Source organism: Novosphingobium sp. CCH12-A3 (genome assembly GCF_001556015.1).
Taxonomy (GTDB): domain Bacteria; phylum Pseudomonadota; class Alphaproteobacteria; order Sphingomonadales; family Sphingomonadaceae; genus Novosphingobium; species Novosphingobium subterraneum.
Window position 1 is genome coordinate 22,549 of the sequence record NZ_LSIA01000218.1, and the last position, 21,062, is coordinate 43,610.

The following is a 21,062-nucleotide window of genomic DNA, read 5'->3' on the forward strand; positions in this document are numbered from 1 at the left end:
GCGCGAATGGCCGGGCAATCGGGTTGGTGGACAAAGCGCTGGGTGCGGATGCCGTTGGGCATGATCGCCACGGGCGCCGCTTCATTGCTCGCCTTCCACGCCGGACAGGATATCGCGCAAATCGCCTTTGGCAACGGCACTGCAGAAGCCGCGCCTGCCATGGTCGCAGTGCCCAAGCCCGTTCCCGCCGTGGCGCCAAAGCCGGTCGATGGGCCGTTCGTGGTCAAGTCGATCCTGCCGATCAACGAGCCGATCCGCTTCGGCAAGTTCTACTGGGACGAAAGCCGCGCACCTGCTTCGGGCGCGCTGGTGGTGACCGTCGACCTTGCCGCACGGGTCATCTCGGTATTCCGCGACGGGCACGAGATCGGTGCGGCGGCGATCCTCAAGGGCTATGGCGAGAAGCCGACCCCGACCGGCGTTTTCCCGATCACCGAAAAGGACGCCGACCACGTATCGAACATCTACGACGCGCCAATGCCGTGGATGATGCGCCTGACCAATGACGGTATCTCGATCCACGGCAGCAAGGTGGAAAAAGGCTATGCCACCAATGGCTGCATTGGCGTGCCCGATGCCTTTGCCGAAAAGCTGTTCCGCATCGCCAGCCTTGGGGACAAGGTGATCGTCACCGACGGCAGGACCATGCAGGTGGGCGACCCGATCCTGACGGGCGAACACGCCAGCTGACGAGTGCCCCCCTCCAACCCTCCCGCTTGAGGGAGGGGAGCAAGATCAGGCCAGGCCTTTGCTCGTGCTGGTCCTTGAAGCATCGCCGACCGAGCTGCCCCCGTCGACATCGAGAATTGCGCCGGTCACGTAGCTGGCGGCGGGGGTGGACAGGTAGACTGCAGCTTCAGCAATCTCATAAGCTGTACCCCAGCGCTTCATCGGGATGCGGGCGTAGTGTGCCTGCCGGGTGGTCTCGTCGGGTGCAAGACGCGCCATGCCTTCGGTGTCCGCAATCGGCCCAGGCGAGATGCCGTTGACACGCACGTCCGGGCCCCACTCAATCGCAAGCGTGCGGACAAGCTGATTGATCCCGGCCTTGGCCGCGCAGGCATGGGCCTGCATCGCCATCGCCTGTTCGGCTTGCCCCGCCGTGATCGCGATCAGCGAGGCGCCGGGGTTGAGCAGTTCGTGGCAGCCGCGAAAGACGTTGAACGTGCCGAGCAGATCAATATCGACCACGGTCTTGAAGGCATTGGCCGACATGCCGAGGACGGGCGCGAGGAAGTTGCCCGCCGCGCCCGAGATGACAATGTCGAGCGCGCCGATTTCATCGCGCACGGACTTCATCGCTTCGCAGATCGCGCCGTAATCACGCACGTCGGCGGCTCGCCATACAGCGTCCTGGCCGATCTCGGCAGCAGCGTTGGCAGCCTTCTCGGGATTGCGGCCAAGCACCGCCACGCGGGCGCCAAGTTCTGCAAAGCGCTTGGCAATGCCAAGGTTGATGCCGCTGGTGCCGCCCGCAATGAACGCGGTCTTTCCGGCGAGGACGTCGTCACGGAACGGGGAGTGGGTCATGCGGAAATCCTCAGCGGGGGGCCATGCGGATCGCGCCGTCGAGACGGATCGCCTGGCCGTTGAAATAGCTGTTGCGGACCAGTTCCATGGCAAGGCTCGCGAACTCCTCGGGCTTGCCGAGGCGCTTGGGGAACGGGACGGAAGCGTTGAGGCTGTCGAGCACCTTGTCGGGCAGCCGGCCCAGCAGTGGCGTGCCGAAGATCCCCGGCATGATCGCGTTGACGCGGATGCCGAGGTCCATCAGGTCGCGCGCCATCGGCAGGACGAGGCCGTTGACCCCGGCCTTGAGCGAGCCATAGGCGACCTGCCCCACTTGCGCGTCCTGCGCGGCAACCGAGGCCGTCAGGATGATCGAACCGCGTTCGCCATCTTCGAGCGGTTCGAGGCTCGCCATGCCGAGCGCCGCGAGCGAGGCCACACGGTAGCTGGCAATCAGGATGCCCTGCGCGGCGTATTCGTAGTCCTCGGTCGAAAGTCTTGTGAACTCACCGGTCTCGCGGTTGCGGCTGACGGTCTTGCCCTTGCGATGGGTCATCGCGCAGTGGACGCAGACGCGCTCTTGCCCGTGGGCCGCCCGGGCCGTGGCGAAGCCTGCGACGACCGAGTCCTCCGAGGTAATGTCGACCTTGCAGAACAGGCCGCCGATTTCCTGTGCCACGGCTTCGCCCTGCTCCTCGTTGAGGTCGAAGATCGCGACCTTCACGCCCGCCGCGGCCAGTGCTTCTGCTGTCGCGCGGCCGAGCCCGGATGCGCCCCCGGTGACGACAGCGCTGATCGAACCATCGATCTTCATGCCAGTAAGCCCCCGAGACGGCCCCGGATGATTTCCTCGGCGTCTCCGACGATGCGGTCGATCAGTTGCTGGCAGGTCGGGATGTCATGGATAAGGCCCTGCACCATGCCCGCCCAGAACACACCCTTGGACAAGTCGCCGGTCTCGAGCAGTTGCTTGCCGGCGCGGCCGTTGACCAGTTCCTGCACGTCTTCGAACTTCGCATCGGGCTTCGACAGGCGGCGGACGACTTCTTCGGACACTTCGCTACGGCCGACGCGGGCGGTGTTCTTGAAATTGCGGAAGATCAGGAAGCTGCCGCGCTCGTCGTTGTCGATATAGGCCTGCTTGACGTTGTCATGGATCGGCGCCTCGACCGTCGCGCAGAAGCGGGTGCCCATGTTGATGCCCTCCGCCCCGAGCGAAAGCGCCGCGACAAGGCCGCGCCCATCGCCGAAGCCGCCGCTGGCGAGCAGCGGGATCTTCACCTTGTCGGCAGCTGCCGGAATCAGGATCAGGCCCGGAATGTCGTCTTCTCCGGGGTGGCCAGCACATTCGAAGCCATCGATCGAGATGATGTCGCACCCGGCGCGCTCGGCAGAAAGCGCGTGGCGCACGGCGGTGCACTTGTGCAGGATCGTCACGCCGTGCGGCTTGAGCATTTCCCAGATCTCGCGGACGGCCTGAGTGCCCGCCGTCTCGACGATCTTCACGCCGCCGTCGATGATCGCCTGGGCATAGGCCTTGTAGTCCGGCGAATTGACTGTCGGGAAGATCGTCATGTTCACGCCGAAGGGCTTGTCGGTCATCGCGCGGGTGCGCTCGATCTCGGCACGTAGCGCTTCCGGCGTCGGCTGGGTCAGCGCCGTGATGATGCCGAGGCCACCGGCGTTCGAGACCGCAGCCGCCAGTTCGGCATAGCCGACATTCATCATGCCGCCCTGCACGATCGGATGCTCGATGCCGAGCATTTCGGTGATACGGGTCCTGATCGCCATTCCTGCCTCTCCCAAAGCACGTTTAACTGATCGGTTAAACCGACTCAGGGAACTTGGCAAGCGGGGTCAGAGAATATCGTAGCCTTCGCCAAGCGAGGCGCGCAGCTTGTCAAGCGCCTGGGCCTTCAACTGGTGGACCCGCGGGATGCTGACGCCGAGGACTTCGGCGATCTCGGCAAGGTTCAGTTCCTCGACGAAGTAGAGCTGAATGATCATCTGAAGTCGCTCCGGCAAGTCGGCGACAGCCGACGCTACCGCGCCGCGCATCTCGTCATCCGCGAGCATGGCGAAGGCATCCGGGCGATCGTCGGCAAAGGCAGCGTTGCTGTCGGAATAGGCATCGTCGATGGTTTCGAAGCGCAGGGGTTCGTCGGCGGCCTGCTGGTCTGCCAGCTCACGCTCGGTCAGGCCCATGGCAGCGGCAAGTTCGGCATCACTAGGCGGACGACCGAGATCGTTCGTCAGCGCCGTGGTCTTCTCTCGCAGAAGCCGACGGCGTTCGGTCGCCGAGCGCGAGAGCGGCGTCGAGCGGCGGACAAGGTCGACCATGGCGCCACGCACGCGCAGCTTGGCATAGGCGGCAAAGCCATCCTCGGTGGGGCCATCGTGGCGCTGGGCGCATTCGGTCAGCGCCACAAGGCCGGCCTGGATGAGGTCCTCGATCTCGATACCGGCTCGGCCCGATCCGTGGACGTGCCAGGCAAGGCGCTTCACCAGCGGCAGGAAGCGGCGGATTCTGTCGGCGGCCTCGTTCTTCGCATAGGCGCGGGCGGCGGCGAAACCGCGATGGTCGTGTTTCATGCGGCAAGTCCCTCAGGGATAGGCAGCTCTGGACGGGCAGGTTGCGGCGGTGCTTCTCCGCCGATGACCGAGATGACCTCGATCGGCTGCGAAGGCGGCAGTTCGGAAATCGACATGACAAGGCAGTTCGGCGCGCGCAGGCGCAGCAATGCGGCAAGCGGGCGGCGGGCGCGGGGCTGGACGATCAGGGCCATCGATGGCGCGGCAGGCCCGCGCTCGGCGATCAGCGTGGAGATGCGCTCGCCGATGCCGCGCGCGAGATCGGGTTCGATCACCGGCTGGCCGGTGGCAGGATCGTGCATTCCGCCAACGATCATCTGTTCGAGCCCGGCTTCGAGCGTGACGACAGGCAGGCACTCGTCAGGACCGCAAATGCGCCCGACGATCATGGCACCAAGGTCTGCGCGCAGCAGGTCCACCAAGCGATCGTGGTCGTTCGTCTGCTGCAGTGCCTCGCTCAGCGCCGAAAGGATCGGGAGCGGGTGGGCGATGGAGATGCCGTCGTCGAGCAGGGCATGGAACAGGCGGGTAAGCGCACCAAGGGACATCGGCTGCGGATGGATCGTCTCGACAAGGCCCGCGGCGCGTTCCTTGACGCCCTCGAGAATGGCCTTGACCTCGTCAGGGCCGAGCAGCGCCGAGGGACGGTCGCCCAGAACCTGATTGAGATGGGTGGCAACGACGGTGCTGGCATCGACCGTGAGGAAACCCTCGGCAATGGCCAGATCGCGCTGCGCCGGATCGATCCAGATAGCCGGGCAGCCGAAGCTGGGATCGCGGGTGGCTTCGCCGCGCAGGCCATGGTCGGGACTGGCGTCGCCCGCATCGATGGCGAGGATCTTGTCCGGGCGCATGTCGGCAACGCCGACGGGCACGCCGCCAAGCAGGATGCGGTAGGCGTTGGCGCCAAGTTCCAGCGAATCCCGCACGCGAAACTGGGGAACGATGAAGCCGAAGGCCTGGCTGAGCTGCTTGCGCACGCCGGTGAGCCTGGCGACCAGCGGCGAGCCGCGCCTTTCGTCGACCAGATGGATCAGGCCATAGCCCATCTCGATTGTCACAAGGGTGTGGTCGCTGACATCCTCGAGCGTGATGCGGTTGGGATCGATCGGCTCTGGCGCGACGACAGGCTCGACCACCGGGCGTTCGGCGCGTTTCTTGAGCGCCCACCACAGCCAACCGGCAAGCGCGGCGGCAGGCAGGAACACGATCTGCGGCATCGCCGGAATCGCGCCGATCGCACCCATGATCACGGCAACGGGAAGCCAGATGGCAGGGTTGGCGAACTGGCCGCCGATCTGGCCGGTAAGGTCGCGGCTGTCCGACACGCGGGTGACGATCACGGCAGCGGCGATCGAGAGCAGGAGCGAGGGGACCTGGGCCACCAGCGCATCGCCGATGGCGAGCGTGATATAGAACTCTGCGGCCTGGGATGCGGTCAGGCCGTGGCTGATCATGCCGAGGCAGAAGCCGGCAATGATGTTCACCCCCAGGATCAGCAGCGCGGCGATGGCATCGCCCTTCACGAACTTGGACGAACCGTCCATCGAGCCGTAGAAATCGGCCTCGGTCGCAACTTCGCGGCGGCGTGCCTTGGCTTCATCGGCCGTGAGCAGGCCAGCGGCGAGATCGGAGTCGATCGCCATCTGCTTGCCCGGCAGGGCGTCAAGCGTGAAGCGGGCGGACACTTCCGAGACGCGGCCCGCGCCCTTGGTGACGACGACCATGTTGATGATCATCAGGATCATGAAGACGAACAGGCCGACCGCGAAGTTGCCGCCGATCAGGAATGCGCCGAAGGCCTCGATGACGTGGCCTGCTGCCGCGCCGCCCTCATGGCCATTCACCAGCACGATGCGTGTGGATGCGACGTTGAGTGCCAGACGCAGCAGCGTGGCAAAAAGCAGGACCGAGGGGAACGCCGAGAAATCGAGCGGCTTTTCAGCATTCATCGCCGCCATCAGGATGGCGACCGAAAGCGCCATGTTCAGCACGAAGAATACGTCGAGCAGGATGGCCGGGATCGGCACGACCATCAGGACGATGAGCATGAGGATGCCAGCGGGCAAGGCCATCGCGGCGGGGGAGCCGAAGCGCTTCAGCATGGCCTAGAGCCCCATTGCCGAAAGGCGGCCATAGGCCTGCCGCACATGCGCGGGCGCCGATGCGCCGTCGTTGAGGGCGAAGGCCTGCTTGAGTGTATCGGCCATCGAGCTGGCTGCCGCCGGCACAGGATTGCCGCTACCTGCCGCCGCGCTCTGGAATTCGCGGGCGATCGGTCCGCCGGTGAATTGCTGCGCCTGCGCCGTGGCCGGGGTGACGCCCAAGCTCGCGGCCCATTGCAGGGCTTCGTCGCCGCTTGCACCCTCGCTGGCTGCTGCCATGCGGTTGCGGATAAGGGACATGACGTCGCTGACCGAGCGCGGCGATCCGCTGCGGTCGTAGAAGGTGGAGCGATTGGCAGCCGCTGCCGAAGGCAGCAAGGCGGCGGCTGATTGCGAGGGATCGTTGCCCAGGGCGGTCAGGAAGCGCCCTGCCCCTTCGGCTCCGAAGAAATGGGCAAGGTAAAGCTCGGCATGGTCAGGCTGTCGGCCGAGCACCCCGCTCAGGTAATCGCCATTGTCGCCCGCCAGCTCACCCGCCATCGTTGCGGCGACTTGCGGATCGAAACGCAGTGCAAGCAACTGGGCGCGGGCAGCAGGATCGCTCGCCGCGCCGCTGCGGATCATGTCACTGGCCCAGGCGAGGCCGTGTTCGGCGCCATGCTTTTCGAGCGTGCGCAGCCAGGTTCCGGTGGTGAACTGGTAGAGCCCCGAAGCACTCGATGTGCGCGACCGGGCGGACGGATCGAGGCTCGACTCCAGCTTGGCCTGCGCCATGAGATAGGCAAAGTCGGTGCCCGTAGCCTGCGCGGCCCCGGCAATCGCCCCACGCACGCTTACCCCGGCTCCGCTGATGGCGGCCGGGGATTGGGGTAAGGCAAAGGTCTCGGCTGAACTCACTGAACTGTCCTTCCGGCCGCAGGTTGGCGGCGTGTCGGAGAGCGTTCAGCAAGGGGCGTGCCAATTTGGGAGCGCCCGGAAATCAGGCCGTGCGAAGGCGGTGGACCTGCGGGTTCGCGCGGTAGAGCGGCGCCGATCCCGAAAGCGCGTCGAGACGGGCCGAGACATTGGCCGCAATCAGGTTGCGGACCTTGCGATTGGCCTCGTTCTGGCGGCGCGCGGCTTCAAGAAGGCCACGGCATTCCTCGTCCACCAGGGTCTGGTCGACATCGGCGAGCGTGCCGCACAGATCCGCCTTGTTCGACGCACAGCCCATGATCATGTCGAGATCGAGCCCGGCAAGCGCATGCCGCTCCTGCTGCAGGACGGCAAGCATCTGCCGAAGCGTCTCGCGAAGGTCCGATGGGCGAGCAACGGTAGAGGTGGCCATTACTGTGCAGTCCTCAGCAGCATGCCGGCCGCGATCATGGCGTCGGCGATCTTGGTGGGGATGATGGGGTAGTTTCCGGTCTCGATGGCGAGCCGGATGTCCTTGACCCGCTCGGCATCGACCGGCGCGGCCTGCCCTGCGTCGAGTGCGACAGAGCGTTCGATCTGTGCAGCTGCGCCGGCATCGGCAACGGGGGCATTGTCGACGGTCGGGGCCGCCACTGCAGCCTTCGTGGACTTGGGCGTACTGACCTGCACCGGCCCAACCGGGCGCGATGCACCGATTTCAATAGGTGACATGGTTCCGCTCCTAGCGTTTGATACAGGCAAGAACGGTGGTCTTGCCGATCTCTTAAGGGCGGGAGCGGAAAATTTTTGCCGGTTTGTTAAAATTGGCGATCGCGGGCGTCAGTCGATAGGCACGACGACAAGCCCGGGCCGCTCGATACGCGCGCGGATCGGGGTGGCGCGAGCACTGGTCCGCACGCGTATCCAGCTGCCCAAGGCACCCGAATCCAAAGCTTCGCCTGACTGCGCGACCGAGAATCCCTCGCCCGCTGCGGTGATCGTTACCGCTTCGCCGCGGGAGATTGCCGGTGCAGCGGCAGGAGCTTGCCGGGCGTTGCCGGATAGCGCCACGAAAAGCCGCCAGCCTCCGGCATCGGGACATTGGACGAGAACAGTATCCTGCCGGTTGCCCTGCCAGTCTAGCGACAAAGGCGAGCGGCACGCAGCAAGGCGCAGACGGCGGTCAACCGGCAGCGTTGCGCCACCTGGCTCACCGATACCGGCGCCGGTAAAAGCCGCCACGGCGCGGTCGATCGCAACGAGATCGTGGAACGGAGAGCTCTGCGCCGAAGAGGGCGCAGCAGCGGCGCAGGCAATGATCGCACTGGCGACAAGGGTACTGGCAAGAGGATTACGATTGGTCATTTTCAGGCATCCAGACTGGAGATGCCCATGCCCAGCAATCATCGTGCCAGAGCCCTAGGTTCCAGACTGGATCACCGGACGGGCCGCGTCGTTGGTCTGCCGCCTGGCCGAGACTTCGCTGGTGTAGACCAGCGTCACGCTGGCCCCCGCACGCTGGCCGGGCTCAACGAAGATGCGCGCCTGACTTGCGCGCGGGCCGCCACTCTCAGCCAATTGCGCCGCCTGCGCCATCGCTGCTGAGCGGCTGTCGCCAGTATATCGGATGACGATCCGCACCTCGAGCCGAGGATCCTTGGCGACCTGGTCCAACCATATGTCCAAGGGTGGCGCGTTGCTGCCCGCGCTCCAGACCGCAACGGGTTCGCTTTCGGAAACAGCGGCAACGGGCAGGACGGCAGTGGCCGACTGGTGAGCCTTGTCACCTGCCTGGGAAAGCGCGGAAGCAGTGGCGAGAAAGAGGATCAGGGAAAGGTCGGCAAGGGCGTATTGCCACCCAGTTCCGGCGCGAACGATCATGCGGCGGTGCCGCCATGGCCGTGCTGGGGGCGCATTCCATGGCCGTGCCCATGCGAAGCGCCGGATACCAGAGATACCGATGTTGGGTGCAGCGAGGATGGCAAGGCCGGTTCGATCTGCGCCGAGAGCCAGTCGATCACCTCCTGTCGGTGCCGTTCCTCGTCCTGGGAGCGCCGCTCCACCGCCCGGGCAAGGGGCGCAAGCACGAGATTGGCCAGCAGCAGGCCATAAAGCGTGGTCAGCACGGCCATCGAGATCGCGCCGCTGAGTGCGCCTTGTTCAAGCCCGGTCGCGGGCAGGCGGCTGAGCGAGACCAGCGTGCCGACCATGCCGAACACCGGCCCGAGTTCGGCGGCCTGGGCCAATGTGCGGACAGCCGCGTTGGCTGCCGCGATCCGGGTGCGGCGATGGTCATGGTGTCGTTCGATCAAGGCATCGAGCGAGCGCGAGCGGATCAGCACGTCGGTCACGTCGTCGAACTCGCGGTCGCCGATCGCGCTGGTGCTGGCGCGCAGGAGCCCATCGCGGCGAATTGCCGAAACCTGTGCGGCAAGATCAGCCTTGGCCTGAACCGCAGAGAAGCGCTTCGCAAACAGTCCGGCGATGGCCCGGGCAGTGACCACCAGTTCATGCCGGCCCGAGCGCAGCACGGTGGCCAGCGCAGTTCCGGCAAGGACAATCGACAATGACAGGCCGTCGAAAAGAAGGGCAGGTGGCATGAGCGGAACGTCTCCTGTCACAAGAGAACGGCCGCGCCTTCAGGAATTTCAGTCTGTTGCAAAGCGACGGGCGCGTTTCTGCCGCCATCCGGCAAGCCCTTGCCGGTCATCGCCTGCCAGTACCTCGAATGGTGCCGGTTTCCGGCGCCTTCGGGCAATTGGCACGCCCCTTGCTGAAACACCGGCAGAGTTTCGACAGCCAGCGAAGGCAACCCCATGAGCAACTCCCTTTTCGGCATTCACGGCGCGGCGCTGGAATTGCGTTCGCAACGCATGGGCCTGCTGACCTCGAACATTGCCAATGCCGCGACGCCCGGCTTCAAGGCCAAGGACATAGACTTCGCAGCTGCGCTCAAGGCCCGCACCGCCGGCATGAGCGAGGACAAGGCGATCGCCTCGGCCACGCGCTTCCGCGTGCCGGTAATGCCGAGCCTTGATGGCAACACGGTGGAGATGGCGACCGAACAGACGGCATTTGCCGAAAATGCCGTGGGATACTCGGCCACGCTCAACTTCCTCAAGGGCCGGGTCGAGACGATCACCCGCGCGATCAAGGGAGAATAAGCCATGGCTGGCAGCACTCCCCTTACCCTGTTCCAGGTCACCGGCCGGGCGATGTCGGCGCAACTCGTGCGGATGAACGCCGCCGCGTCTAATCTCGCCAATGCCGGAACCGTCACCACGACCGAACAGGAGGCCTATCGCCCCCTGCGTCCGGTCTTTGCCGAGCAGCTCGATCAGGCCAATGGCCTTTCGACCGTGCGCGTTGCCGCAGTCCAGCGCTCGGACGCCACGCCCATTCGCCAGCACGATCCGGGCCACCCGCTCGCCGATGCCAATGGCGATGTCTGGACCGCACCGGTCGATGAGAACGCCGAGATGGTCGAGATGCTCGAAAGCTCGCGCCAGTACCAGAACGTGGTCGAGGCGATGCAGACCGCAAAGCAGCTCATGCTCGAAACGATGAGGATGAAATAATGTCGATCGCTTCCGTCACTTCCAGCACCGGCGTCAACGGCGCCAATACCTCCTCGAAAGCCGGCCAAGGCTGGGGCGCAATGGGCGCGGAGGACTTCGTCAAGCTGCTCACCACACAGTTGCAGAACCAGGACCCGACCGAGCCGGTCGACAACACCCAGATGCTGGCCCAGCTGGCGCAGTTCTCGTCGCTGTCGAACCTCAACGACATGAAGGACTCGCTCGGCACCATTACCGGGCAGTCCGAAACGCTTTCCGCCATCGCGACCAAGCTCGACACGCTGAACAGCACCGTGGCGCAACTGCTGGCCAGCCAGCCCACTTCGACCTCGACCAACGCCTAAGCCCCGCAGGAGACGCGCATGTCCTTCTACACCTCGCTCAACGGCCTCAAGAATGCCCAGACCGATCTTGGCGTGATCAGCCACAACATCGCAAATGCCGAAACCACCGGCTTCAAGAAGAGCCGCACCGAGTTTGCCGACATCGTGGTGGGCAGCGCCTTCACCAACCCGAAGCTGGTCGTCGGCATCGGCGCGGCGGTGGAATCGATCAACCAGAACTTCGCGCTCGGTCCGGTCGAGCAGACGGGTTCGGCGCTCGACCTTGCCATCAACGGCGATGGCTTCTTTACCACGAAAAATGTCGTCACCGGCCAGACCTTGTTTACCCGCAACGGCAGCCTGACGGTCGATGGCGCAGGATACATCAGCGATGGCTCGGGCAACCGGCTGCAGGTTTTCCCGACGGATGCGGTGGGCACGATCACCTCGACCACCCCTGCCGATGCGCTGATCCCAGCGACCAACGGAACCGACGCCAACGGCAATCCGATCGAATTCGCCGGCATCACCGTGGGCGACGATGGGGCCGTGACCGCCTCGTACGCCGATGGTTCCAACGTGATCATCGGCAAGGTCGCTCTGGCCAGCTTCATCGCGCCGCAAGGGCTGAAGCAGGTCGGCTCGTCCAACTGGGTGACGACCGGCATCTCGGGTGCCCCAACGTTTGGCCAGCCCAGCACAGGTCAGTACGGCTCGTTGCTTTCGGGCGCCCTTGAACGCTCGAACGTCGACATCGCCGAAGAACTGGTCAGCCTGATCACCGCGCAGCGCAACTTCCAGGCCAACGCAAAGGCGATCGATACGGCAACGCAGATCTCGCAGACGGTGATCCAGCTGCAAAGCTGATCCTGAACGCACCCGGAGCCTGACCGATGGACCGCCTGATCTACACCGCCTATTCCGGCATGACCGGTTCGACCGTGCGCCAGCGCGTGATCGCCAGCAACATGGCGAACGCACAGACGATCGGCTTTCGCGCCGAGATGCTGACCGCCACGCCGATGACACTGAAGGGCCCCAGCCTCGAAGCGCGGGCAATGACCGAAGGCGAAGTGCGCGGATCGTCGATGGCGCAGGGCACGCTGATCTCCACCGGCAAGCCGCTCGACGTTGCGCTCACCGGCGACACCATGCTTGCACTGCAGGCAGAAGATGGCAGCGAAGCCTATTCGCGGCGCGGCGATCTGGCGGTCAGCGCGGGCGGCGTTCTGGAAAACGGCGATGGCCGACCGGTCATCGGCGAAAACGGGCCGATCACCGTTCCGCTCGGCTCGAAGGTCACGATTTCCCCCGATGGCGGCGTTTCCGTCGCCAATCCCGAGACGCCCGACCAGCCCCCCCAGCTGGTCGGGCGCATCAAGATCGCATCGACCACCGGCAGCAGGATCGAGAAAGGCCTTGATGGCCTGTTCCGCGTCCCCGGCCAGAATGGCCAGCCCGGCATCCTGCCGCAGGACGAAGAGGCCAAGCTGATGGTCGGCAGCCTTGAACAGTCCAATGTCGATCCCACCCGCATCCTTGTCGAGATGGTCGAAGCCCAGCGCCTGTTCGACATGCGCACCAAGGTCGTCGCCCAGGCCAAGGAAGTCGACGAATCCAGCGCATCGCTGATGCGCATTTCCTGATCGCAAAGGTAACCCACGATGCCCAGCTCAGCTCTTCACGTCGCCCGCACCGGTCTCGAGGCACAGGACACGCGGATGCGCGTGATTGCCAACAATCTTGCCAACGTCGGCACCACCGGCTTCAAGCGCGACCGCGCCAACTTCGCCACCCTTGCCTATCAGGACGCGCGCGTGGCGGGTCAGCAATCGTCGAACGAGACCGCCTATGCCACGGGCCTCAACCTCGGCACCGGCGTTGCCGTGCAGGCGACCACCCGCATCGACAGCCAGGGCACGCTGCAAAGCACCAGCAACGCGCTCGACCTTGCGCTCGATGGCGACGGCTACTTTCAGGTGACGATGCCGGGCGGACAGCTGGCCTACACACGCGCCGGAAACTTCTCGCGCTCGGCGGAAGGCGTGCTGGTGACCGCGCAGGGCTATCCGCTCAACCCCGCGATCACCATTCCCGAGGGCGCGAGCGCCATCACCATCGCCAATGATGGCACCGTATCTGCAACCATTGCCGGGCAGAACGAGCCCGCGCAGCTTGGCCAGATCACCGTCGCCAGCTTTGCCAACCCGGGCGGCCTCAGATCGATGGGTGACAACTTCCTGCAGGAAACCGCAGCCTCGGGCGCGGCACAGGTGGGCGTTCCGGGAGAACTGGGACGCGGCAACATTCGCCAGGGCTACCTTGAGGGTTCGAACGTCAACGTGGTCGAGGAACTGGTCGACATGATCGAATGCCAGCGCGCCTACGAGATCAATTCCAAGATGATCTCGGCCGTCGACGACATGCTCCAGAACGCGAACCAGACTCTGTGACACCGATGCAAACGCCCTTCGATCGCCATTTCACCCCCGAACGCTTCGGCAGCCCTCGCCGCCGCCGAACCGCCCTGCGCGCGCTGCTGGTGGGATCGCTGGTGGCCGCCGCTGTCGTTTTCGGCATGGAGCCGGCCTCTGCCGCCAAGCCCAAGAAAGGCTTCGAGCCGGTGGTCGCGCCGCCTCTGCCGGTCCAGACCGCAGCACCGACCGCTGGTTCGATCTTCAATGCCAGCGCCGGCTACACCGGCTTTGTCGAGGGCCGCCGTGCCCATGCGGTGGGCGATCTGGTCACGGTCATGCTGGTCGAGAACATGACCAGCGCCAAGGCGGCCGGATCGAAGACGCAGAAGTCCGGCCAGTTCTCCGTGACACCGCCAACCACCGGCCCGCTGTCGTTCATCAAGCCCAGCGCCCTTAATGCTTCGGGCGGTTCGTCGTTCAATGGTCAGGGCAATGCCTCGCAGACGAGCACGCTTGCCGGCGAGGTTGCGGTGACGATCGCGGAAGTGAGGTCCAATGGCACGGCACTGGTACGCGGTGAAAAGCGCATGATGCTGAGCCAGGGACAGGAATGGGTGCAGTTCTCGGGCATCGTGCGACTTGGTGACATCGATCAGGAGAACCGCATTCTTTCCAGCCAGGTCGCGGATGCGCGGGTTGAATACACCGGCAACGGGTCGGTCGGCCGGGCAAGCCGCGAAGGCTGGCTTTCGAAGTTCTTCAACGCGATTTCGCCCTTCTGAAGGTTGATGCAATGCTGGTCCGGTACATCCTCCCTGTTCTTGCAGCCTTTGCGGCGGCCCTGCCCATGCCCGCCCTGGCCGAGCGTGTGCGCGACCTTGGCGAGTTCCAGGGCGTGCGCGCAAACCAGCTCACCGGCTATGGCGTGGTGGTTGGCCTTGCCGGAACGGGCGACGACAATCTCGAATACCTGACCCAGGCGATGAAGGGCACCGCAGGCCGGTTGGGCGTGCAGCTCCCCGCCGGCATTTCGCCCGGCCTCAAGAACGCCGCCGCCGTGCTGGTGACGGCAGAGCTTCCCGCCTTCGCCAAGCCCGGCCAGCGCATCGACGTGACTGTCTCGACCATCGGCAAGGCCAAGTCGCTGCGCGGGGGTGCGCTGATCCTTGCACCGCTCTATGGTGCGGACGGCCAGATCTACGCGATGGCGCAGGGCAACCTTGCCGTCGGCGGCCTCGGCATTGCCGCCCGCGATGGCTCGCAACTGACCGTCAACGTGCCAACCGTGGGCCGCATCGCCGAAGGGGCCAGTGTAGAGCGGGCCGTCGCTACCGGGTTCGACAGTGGCGAAGTGCTGCGCTGGAACCTGTTCGACGCCGATTTCATGACCGCCCAGCGCGTGCGCGACGCGATCAACGCCCGCTTTCCCCAGTCCGCAACGATCGAGGACGGCGTCACGCTGGCGCTGCGCCTGCCTGCAGGCGCCGACAGCCGCGCGACGACGATGGCGGCGATCGAGATGCTCGAGGTGACGCCTGCCGAAACCGCGGCCAAGGTCATCGTCAACAGCCGCACGGGCACGGTGGTGATCAACAGCGCGGTGCGTCTCTCTCCCGCAGCGATAAGCCACGGCAAGCTGGTGGTGAAGATCGACGAGAAGCCGCAGGTCTCCCAGCCCGCTCCGTTCAGCCGCGGCCAGACGGCCGTGGTCCCCAACAGCCAGATCGACGCGGTCGAGAAGGAGGCCAAGGTTGCCCTGTTCAAGCCTGGTGCCTCGCTCTCTTCATTGGTCGATGCGCTGAACAAGCTCGGCACCAGCCCTTCGGACCTCGTCGCAATCCTCGAAGCGCTCAAGCAGGCAGGTGCGCTCAAGGCGGAGATGGTAGTGATATGACCACGATTTCCACATCCGCCGCCAACCTTTCGCTCACGCCTAAGGCGCAGACCGAGCGCGAGAAGCTTTCGGGCGCGGCGAAGCAGTTCGAGGCGATTTTCGTGCGCCAGATGCTGTCCGCCGCGCGCGCCAGCAACTTCGGGGACGATGACGTCTTCGGAAAGATGGACCAGACTTTCGTGCAGATGCGCGATGACCGCTTTGCCGAGATCGCCTCGCAAACCGGCGCGCTCGGCTTTGCCCGGCAGATCGAGAACCACCTTGCCGCGCTCCTGCCCAAGGAAACCGGAACCGGCAATGGCACCGAGGGAGGCGCATAAGCCATGGCATCCGATCTCCTCTCGATCGCGCGCAGCGGCGTCCAGGCTGCCCGCATCGGCCTAGACATCACGGCGCAGAACATCGCCAATGCCTCGTCCACCGGCTATGTCCGGCGTTCAGCCGCGTTCAGCGAAGTGGCTTCGACTGGCGGCGCCTATCGTATTGGCGATCTTTCCCTTTCAGGCGTGCGGCTGAACAGCATCGTGCGCAATGCCGATGCTTTTCGCCAGGCCGAAGTCCGCCGTACCAATTCGGACGTGGCGCGAGCCAGTGCCGAAGTTTCTGGGCTGGAGAACATCGAAGCCGCGATCGAGCAGTCGGGCGTCTATGACGCAATTGTCGGCTTCGAGTCCTCCCTCCAGCAACTGACGCAGAACCCCACGGATACGAGCCTGCGCGCCTCGGTGATCGAGAAGGCGCGCACCATGGCCGGCACGTTCCAGATCGCCTCGCAGGAGTTGGACGCGGCGGCCGATGGTCTGCGCTTTCTGGCCTCGGACGGGGTGACGCAGGTCAACCGCATCGCCCAGGAGCTTGCCCGCACCAACACCCGCCTTGCCCGCGCGTCCGACGCCAGCAGCGACAAGACCGCCCTGCTCGATCAGCGCGACCAATTGCTCGAGGAATTGAGCGGCTTTGCGAACATCTCGACCGAATTCTCGGCCGATGGGCAGGTTGCGATCAAGATCGGCGGGAGCAGCGGGGCGGACCTCGTGACGGGCAACACTGCCGCCACCCTGGGTATGACCACATCTCCAACTGACGGCACCATCAGCTTCACTGTCGGCAGCACGGCGCTGACTCTCGCTGGCGGATCGCTGGCAGGCCAGCAACTCGCATTGGCGAAGGGCGCACAGCTCAAGACCGATCTCGACACGCTTGCCGGTGACATCGTTGATGCCTTCAACACGGCCCAGACCGGGGGTCGCGATCTCGACGGCGCGATGGGTGTCGCAATCTTCTCGGGCACGAGCGCCGCGACGATGGCACTCGCTGTCGAGGACGGCCGCAAGATCGCCACCGCTCCTGCCAGCGAGACGACGCCGGGCAGCCGCGATGCGACAAACCTTGCCGCGATCCGCACGGCACTGGCGGGCGTCGATCCGTCGGGCACGATGGATGCGATCCTGTTCGACGTTTCAGGCACCCTGGCCGGGCGCAACGTGACGTTGGGCGCGCTACAGACGATTGCCGACACCGCGAAAGTTGCCCTCTCTGCGCAATCGGGCGTCGATCTCGATCAGGAAGCGGTCAACCTAGTAAGATTCCAGCAGGCCTTTCAGGCGTCCGGCAAGGTCATGCAGGTATCATCCGACATCTTCGACACCCTTCTGGGAATCAGGTAACCGGCCATGAGCACGATCTTTGGCACATCTACAGCCGCGTTCTTCGAGCGGTCCCTCATGGACCTTACTGCCTTGCGCAAGCAGGCCGAGGACACGCAGGCCGAGATGTCGACCGGAGAACGCCTGCAGCGCTCCTCCGACGACCCGGTCGCCGCCTCGCGGCTGCGCCAGCTCGCCCGCGCAGGGGTTTTCGACGACATCGACACCGCCGCGACCAACCGCGCCACGACTGACCTGACGCTGACCGACACCGCACTGTCGCAGTTCGCCAGCATCGTCACCCGCCTGCAGGAGTTGACGACGCAGGCCGCGAACTCGACCGTCAACGACAGCCAGCGCGCGGGCATCGGCGAGGAAATAGCGCAATTGCGGGGCAGCCTCGTCGCACTCGCCAATTCGCGGGATGGCAATGGCAACGCCCTCTTCGGCGGCGAAAGTGCGGCCGATGCCTACACCCTCGATGCTTCGGGCAATGCCACGTATGCCGGCACCAGCGCGGCAGGGACCATCTCTATCGGCGGCGGTCAATCGGTCGCGCGCGGGGTTACAGGGCCCGAGTTCCTGCAGTTCCAGTCAGGTGGCGGAACGGTTGACCTGCTGGCAATGACCAAGGCCCTGGCGGACGACCTGAAATCCGGTGCCGGTGGCGTGGCCACGGCCAATGCCGCCCTCACCGCCCTGGGTGATGGCCTCAATGCAATCACCACGGCGCAGACCGTGGTCGGATCGCGGCTCAACTGGATCGACCTCAACACCGAGCGCCGCACCACGCTTTCCGAGATGCGCACCACCGAACAAACCGAGGTCGGCGGCGCGGACCTGACCGAATCAATCGCCCGCCTGCAGAACACCATGCTGGTGCTGCAGGCCAGCCAGGCGAACTTTGCCAAGCTCGCCAACCTTTCGCTGTTCAGCGTGCTGAACTGAGCGCGCAAGCTCACCGGGAACCTGTTTCATGTTCGTGATTGTCGGCATCGTCATCCTGCTCGCCATGGTTTTCGGCGGCTTCGCCATCACTGGCGGTGACCTTGGACCGGTCCTGCATGCACTTCCCCACGAGATGCTCATCATCGGCGGGGCCGCCGTTGGCGCGCTCGTCACTGGAAACTCGATGCACGAACTCAAAGGCATCGGCGCTGGCTTCACCAAGACCTTCAAGGGCCCCAAGCACAACAAGCAGGATCACGTAGACGTTATCGTGCTGTGCACCAAACTGATGAAGATCTTGCGCAGCGATGGACCGGTCGCGCTTGAAAGCCATGTCACCGATCCGAAGAACTCTCCGATCTTCGCCGAGTATCCCCGCCTTCTGGCCAACCCTGCCCTGACTTCGCTGATCTGCGACACGCTGACCTTGATCGTCGTATCTTCGGGCACGCTGGAAGTGCATGCGGTGGAGGAGGTGATGGATCATGCGATGAAGACGCATTTCCATGAGGAGCACGAAGCCCAGCACGCCATTCAGGGTCTTGCCGACGCGCTCCCGGCTCTCGGCATCGTTGCGGCGGTGCTCGGCGTGGTGAAGACCATGGGTTCTATCGACAAGCCGCCTTCGATCCTCGGTGCCATGATCGGTTCGGCACTGGTCGGCACGTTTCTCGGCATTCTGCTTGCCTACGGCATTGTCGGCCCGATCGCGGGGCGGCTCAAGCAGGTGCTCGAGCAGGACGAAATGATTTTCCAGGCAGTGAAGCAGGTGATCATAGCCAGCCTCCATGGCTGGCCGCAGCCGCTGGTCGTGGAAAGCGCGCGGTCCGGCCTCGGGCATGCGTTCCGCCCAGGCCTGTCGGAACTCCTCGACGCTCTGCGCGGCAGATAAGCTATGGCCAAGCCACCGGCCAAGGGCAAGAACGAGCCGCCCAAACCCATCATCGTCAAGAAGATCACCATCGTTGCCGGTGGCCACCACGGCGGCGCTTGGAAAGTGGCCTATGCCGACTTCGTGACCGCGATGATGGCGTTCTTCCTGCTGATGTGGCTGCTGGGCGCAACGACCGAAAAGCAGCGCAAGGGCATTGCCGACTACTTCACTCCTACACTCGTCAAGATGCGGCAGGGAAGTGCCGGCGGGTATGGCGTACTCGGCGGATCATCGCTGACCGATGTCGACGACTATCCGCATCGCGCCGGCCAGACCGGCAACAAGACCCTGTCGGTGCCCCGCGATGCCACAGGCGGCCCCAAGGAGGGAGGCAGCAAGATCAAGCGCTCCCAGGTGATGAAGGAACGTATCGCCCAGAAGCTCGCGCAATCCGAAAAGCTCAAGAAGCTGGCCCGGCAGGTTCGCATGACCGAGACTCCCGAAGGCGTCCGCCTGGATCTGGTGGACGATGCGGACTTCTCGATGTTCCTGCTGGGCACGACCGTGCTGACGCCTGACGCCGCCGAACTTCTCCGCGCGATCGGCCAGGCCATCGCGCCCGACCCGACCCAGCTGACGATCCGCGGCCACACGGACTCCCTGCCGTGGAAGAACGGCGTGGCCAACAACTGGTCGCTGTCAGCCGGTCGCGCCGAAACGACGCGCCAGACCTTGATGCGCCAGGGAATTGCGGAGGCTCGCTTCCGCCGGATCGAGGGCGTGGCCGATCGCGAACCGCTGGTGCAGAACAATCCGGCCGACCCGCGCAACCGGCGCATGTCGATTTTGATTACAGGGTGATCAAGCAACAAACTGACACCATCATGAAATATTGGTGAAAGTTCCGGTTGCAAGTGCAACTGCTTCACTGCAGTTTCCTGTCATTGCGGGGTGCGTCGTGCGCAAGCCACGAACCGCAACACCCAAGGGACAGGGAGTTCAATCCAGATGCGCAAGTTTGCAGCTTTGGCCACCGTATCGGCGGTGGCATTGGCCGGAATCGTTTTTGCCGCCGCGGGGGGCGGGAAGGCCACGGGTTCGGGAGCGGTGCTGCTGCCCGCAACGTCGGGTTCTATTGCCGCAGTTTCAGCCCGGCCCACTGCAGCGGCAGTCGCCGGATCGGCCATCCCCGACAGCTGGATCTGTGTCTTCAAGAAGGGCAGCGTCGCGCCGGGTGCCGAACAGGCCGAGGCCAGCAAGGTCACCGGCAAGGCTGGCGGCAAGATCGGGCACGTCTACCGTTACGCACTTCAGGGCTTCTCGATCAATCTGCCAGCGCAAGGTGCCGCAGCCGTCGCCAAGCACAACCCGAACATCGAGTATTGCGAGGCCGACCAGGTCGCCACCGTGATCGACCCGATCAATGCGTTGGCGAAGCCGGGCGGCGGCGGCGGTTCAACCACCGAGACAACGCCCGCAGGCATCACGCGAGTTGGTGGTGGAGCGGCTTATGCCGGCTCGGGACGGGCATTCGTGATCGATAGCGGCATCTTCCTGACGCATCCCGATCTGAACGTCGACACCGCCCTCAGCCGCAACTTCGTGGCGCGCGAAACCTCGCCGAATGACCTGAACGGCCATGGTACGCACGTAGCCGGTACGATTGCCGCCAAGCTCAATGGCGCCGGCGTCGTCGGCGTAGCAGCCGGGGCAAAGGTCGTCGCGGTGCGCGTGCTCGATCGCCGTGGCAGCGGTGCCTATTCCGATGTCATCGCTGGAGTTGATTACGTCGCCTCGGTGGGCCAGGCGGGCGACGTCGCCAACATGAGCCTTGGCGGACCAGTATCCGACGCACTCGACACGGCAGTGATCAACGCCTCCAACAGCAGCAAGGTCATCTTTGCCCTTGCTGCGGGGAACGAGACCGACGACGCCAACAATCACTCGCCCGCACGCGCCGATGGCCCGTATATCTACACCGTGGCGGCGGTGAACAGCTCGGACACATTTGCCAGCTTCTCGAACTACTCCGTGATCAACGATCCGGTGGACTTTGCCGAACCGGGCGTATCGATCCTCTCGACGTGGCTCAACGGCGGCTACAACACGATCTCCGGCACATCCATGGCGACACCGCACCTTGCCGGTCTTGTCCTCATCGGTGGCCCGCGCAGCGACGGGCGCCTGTCCACCGCAGCGCCGAATGGCGTCAGGTTCCCGATCGGCGTGAAATGATCAGAGTGCCTTGCTGAAACGTCGAAGGGCGGCCCCGCAAGGAGCCG

27 protein-coding genes are annotated in these 21,062 nt (G+C 64.8%); 15 read left to right on the plus strand and 12 right to left on the minus strand.

All coding sequences use genetic code 11. From position 1 onward, the window contains the following. The first annotated feature begins 6 nt into the window (after positions 1-6). The gene (locus AX703_RS17075) at positions 7-690 is read left to right on the plus strand and encodes a L,D-transpeptidase family protein (RefSeq protein ID WP_062345818.1); all 684 of its coding nucleotides are present in this window, start codon (positions 7-9) and stop codon (positions 688-690) included. A gap of 45 nt (positions 691-735) precedes the next feature. On the opposite strand, the gene AX703_RS17080 is transcribed toward AX703_RS17075, so the two are convergent. The 12 genes from AX703_RS17080 to AX703_RS17135 all read right to left on the minus strand — a co-directional run bounded on the left by AX703_RS17080 (position 736) and on the right by AX703_RS17135 (position 9,918). Further along, positions 736-1,530: an SDR family oxidoreductase gene (locus AX703_RS17080; protein ID WP_062345819.1), complete on the minus strand. Its 795-nt coding sequence runs from the start codon at positions 1,528-1,530 to the stop codon at positions 736-738. A gap of 10 nt (positions 1,531-1,540) precedes the next feature. Further along, entirely contained in the window at positions 1,541-2,323 is a 783-nt protein-coding gene (locus AX703_RS17085; protein ID WP_062345820.1) for an SDR family oxidoreductase, read from the minus strand. Beyond that, on the minus strand, positions 2,320-3,300 hold the full coding sequence (locus AX703_RS17090) for a nitronate monooxygenase family protein (protein WP_062345821.1): 981 nt from the start codon (positions 3,298-3,300) through the stop codon (positions 2,320-2,322). The genes AX703_RS17085 and AX703_RS17090 overlap by 4 nt, the downstream gene beginning before the upstream one ends. A gap of 66 nt (positions 3,301-3,366) precedes the next feature. Beyond that, complete coding sequence (locus AX703_RS17095; RefSeq protein ID WP_062345823.1) at positions 3,367-4,101, minus strand: sigma-70 family RNA polymerase sigma factor; 735 nt, start codon at positions 4,099-4,101, stop codon at positions 3,367-3,369. Further along, complete coding sequence (locus AX703_RS17100; protein ID WP_062345826.1) at positions 4,098-6,206, minus strand: flagellar biosynthesis protein FlhA; 2,109 nt, start codon at positions 6,204-6,206, stop codon at positions 4,098-4,100. Before AX703_RS17100 ends, AX703_RS17095 begins: the two co-directional genes overlap by 4 nt. Positions 6,207-6,209: 3 nt before the next feature. Then, positions 6,210-7,103 carry a lytic transglycosylase domain-containing protein gene (locus tag AX703_RS17105; protein WP_231735589.1) on the minus strand — a complete coding sequence of 298 codons (894 nt, stop codon included), beginning with the start codon at positions 7,101-7,103 and terminating at the stop codon, positions 6,210-6,212. An 82-nt stretch (positions 7,104-7,185) separates the two neighbouring features. Continuing rightward, positions 7,186-7,533, minus strand: coding sequence for a hypothetical protein (locus AX703_RS17110; protein WP_052242566.1), 348 nt, complete (start codon positions 7,531-7,533; stop codon positions 7,186-7,188). Continuing rightward, entirely contained in the window at positions 7,533-7,832 is a 300-nt protein-coding gene (gene flgM, locus AX703_RS17115; protein WP_062345828.1) for a flagellar biosynthesis anti-sigma factor FlgM, read from the minus strand. The genes AX703_RS17110 and flgM overlap by 1 nt, the downstream gene beginning before the upstream one ends. A 108-nt stretch (positions 7,833-7,940) precedes the next feature. After that, positions 7,941-8,465 (minus strand): flagella basal body P-ring formation protein FlgA, encoded by a 525-nt coding sequence (locus AX703_RS17120; RefSeq protein WP_039336148.1) that lies wholly within the window; start codon positions 8,463-8,465, stop codon positions 7,941-7,943. 54 nt (positions 8,466-8,519) lie between these two features. Beyond that, positions 8,520-8,981, minus strand: a complete 462-nt coding sequence (locus AX703_RS17125; protein ID WP_052242567.1) for a hypothetical protein — start codon at positions 8,979-8,981, stop codon at positions 8,520-8,522. Further along, positions 8,978-9,700 carry a MotA/TolQ/ExbB proton channel family protein gene (locus tag AX703_RS17130; RefSeq protein WP_082734666.1) on the minus strand — a complete coding sequence of 241 codons (723 nt, stop codon included), beginning with the start codon at positions 9,698-9,700 and terminating at the stop codon, positions 8,978-8,980. Before AX703_RS17130 ends, AX703_RS17125 begins: the two co-directional genes overlap by 4 nt. A 17-nt stretch (positions 9,701-9,717) precedes the next feature. After that, positions 9,718-9,918 carry a hypothetical protein gene (locus AX703_RS17135; RefSeq protein ID WP_062345830.1) on the minus strand — a complete coding sequence of 67 codons (201 nt, stop codon included), beginning with the start codon at positions 9,916-9,918 and terminating at the stop codon, positions 9,718-9,720. On the opposite strand from AX703_RS17135, the gene flgB reads away from it, so the two are divergent. The 14 genes from flgB (at position 9,917) to AX703_RS17205 (ending at position 21,015) form a co-directional block, all read left to right on the plus strand. Further along, on the plus strand, positions 9,917-10,264 hold the full coding sequence (flgB, locus tag AX703_RS17140) for a flagellar basal body rod protein FlgB (RefSeq protein WP_062345831.1): 348 nt from the start codon (positions 9,917-9,919) through the stop codon (positions 10,262-10,264). The two genes, AX703_RS17135 and flgB, sit on opposite strands and share 2 nt — an antisense overlap. Before the next feature lie 3 nt (positions 10,265-10,267). Continuing rightward, the gene (gene flgC, locus AX703_RS17145) at positions 10,268-10,678 is read left to right on the plus strand and encodes a flagellar basal body rod protein FlgC (RefSeq protein WP_039336154.1); all 411 of its coding nucleotides are present in this window, start codon (positions 10,268-10,270) and stop codon (positions 10,676-10,678) included. Next, on the plus strand, positions 10,678-11,022 hold the full coding sequence (locus AX703_RS17150) for a flagellar hook assembly protein FlgD (RefSeq protein WP_082734667.1): 345 nt from the start codon (positions 10,678-10,680) through the stop codon (positions 11,020-11,022). Before flgC ends, AX703_RS17150 begins: the two co-directional genes overlap by 1 nt. A gap of 18 nt (positions 11,023-11,040) precedes the next feature. Further along, a complete protein-coding gene (locus tag AX703_RS17155; protein WP_039336157.1) occupies positions 11,041-11,868 on the plus strand; it encodes a flagellar hook-basal body complex protein in 828 nt (275 codons plus the stop codon). A 26-nt stretch (positions 11,869-11,894) separates the two neighbouring features. After that, complete coding sequence (locus AX703_RS17160) at positions 11,895-12,647, plus strand: flagellar basal body rod protein FlgF (protein WP_039336159.1); 753 nt, start codon at positions 11,895-11,897, stop codon at positions 12,645-12,647. A gap of 18 nt (positions 12,648-12,665) precedes the next feature. Beyond that, positions 12,666-13,454, plus strand: a complete 789-nt coding sequence (gene flgG, locus AX703_RS17165; RefSeq protein ID WP_039336161.1) for a flagellar basal-body rod protein FlgG — start codon at positions 12,666-12,668, stop codon at positions 13,452-13,454. A 5-nt stretch (positions 13,455-13,459) separates the two neighbouring features. Next, positions 13,460-14,200 carry a flagellar basal body L-ring protein FlgH gene (locus AX703_RS17170; protein WP_062345833.1) on the plus strand — a complete coding sequence of 247 codons (741 nt, stop codon included), beginning with the start codon at positions 13,460-13,462 and terminating at the stop codon, positions 14,198-14,200. A gap of 11 nt (positions 14,201-14,211) precedes the next feature. Further along, positions 14,212-15,312 carry a flagellar basal body P-ring protein FlgI gene (locus AX703_RS17175; protein WP_039336163.1) on the plus strand — a complete coding sequence of 367 codons (1,101 nt, stop codon included), beginning with the start codon at positions 14,212-14,214 and terminating at the stop codon, positions 15,310-15,312. Further along, positions 15,309-15,632, plus strand: a complete 324-nt coding sequence (locus AX703_RS17180; protein ID WP_062345835.1) for a hypothetical protein — start codon at positions 15,309-15,311, stop codon at positions 15,630-15,632. The genes AX703_RS17175 and AX703_RS17180 overlap by 4 nt, the downstream gene beginning before the upstream one ends. A gap of 3 nt (positions 15,633-15,635) precedes the next feature. Next, complete coding sequence (gene flgK, locus AX703_RS17185) at positions 15,636-16,979, plus strand: flagellar hook-associated protein FlgK (RefSeq protein WP_062345837.1); 1,344 nt, start codon at positions 15,636-15,638, stop codon at positions 16,977-16,979. Between the two features lie 6 nt (positions 16,980-16,985). Next, positions 16,986-17,906 (plus strand): flagellar biosynthesis protein FlgL, encoded by a 921-nt coding sequence (locus AX703_RS17190; RefSeq protein WP_062345839.1) that lies wholly within the window; start codon positions 16,986-16,988, stop codon positions 17,904-17,906. 28 nt (positions 17,907-17,934) lie between these two features. Next, on the plus strand, positions 17,935-18,798 hold the full coding sequence (motA, locus tag AX703_RS17195) for a flagellar motor stator protein MotA (protein WP_062345841.1): 864 nt from the start codon (positions 17,935-17,937) through the stop codon (positions 18,796-18,798). Between the two features lie 3 nt (positions 18,799-18,801). Then, positions 18,802-19,641, plus strand: coding sequence for a flagellar motor protein MotB (locus AX703_RS17200; RefSeq protein ID WP_062345843.1), 840 nt, complete (start codon positions 18,802-18,804; stop codon positions 19,639-19,641). 147 nt (positions 19,642-19,788) lie between these two features. Continuing rightward, complete coding sequence (locus AX703_RS17205; RefSeq protein ID WP_082734668.1) at positions 19,789-21,015, plus strand: S8 family serine peptidase; 1,227 nt, start codon at positions 19,789-19,791, stop codon at positions 21,013-21,015. The last annotated feature ends 47 nt before the right edge of the window (positions 21,016-21,062 follow it).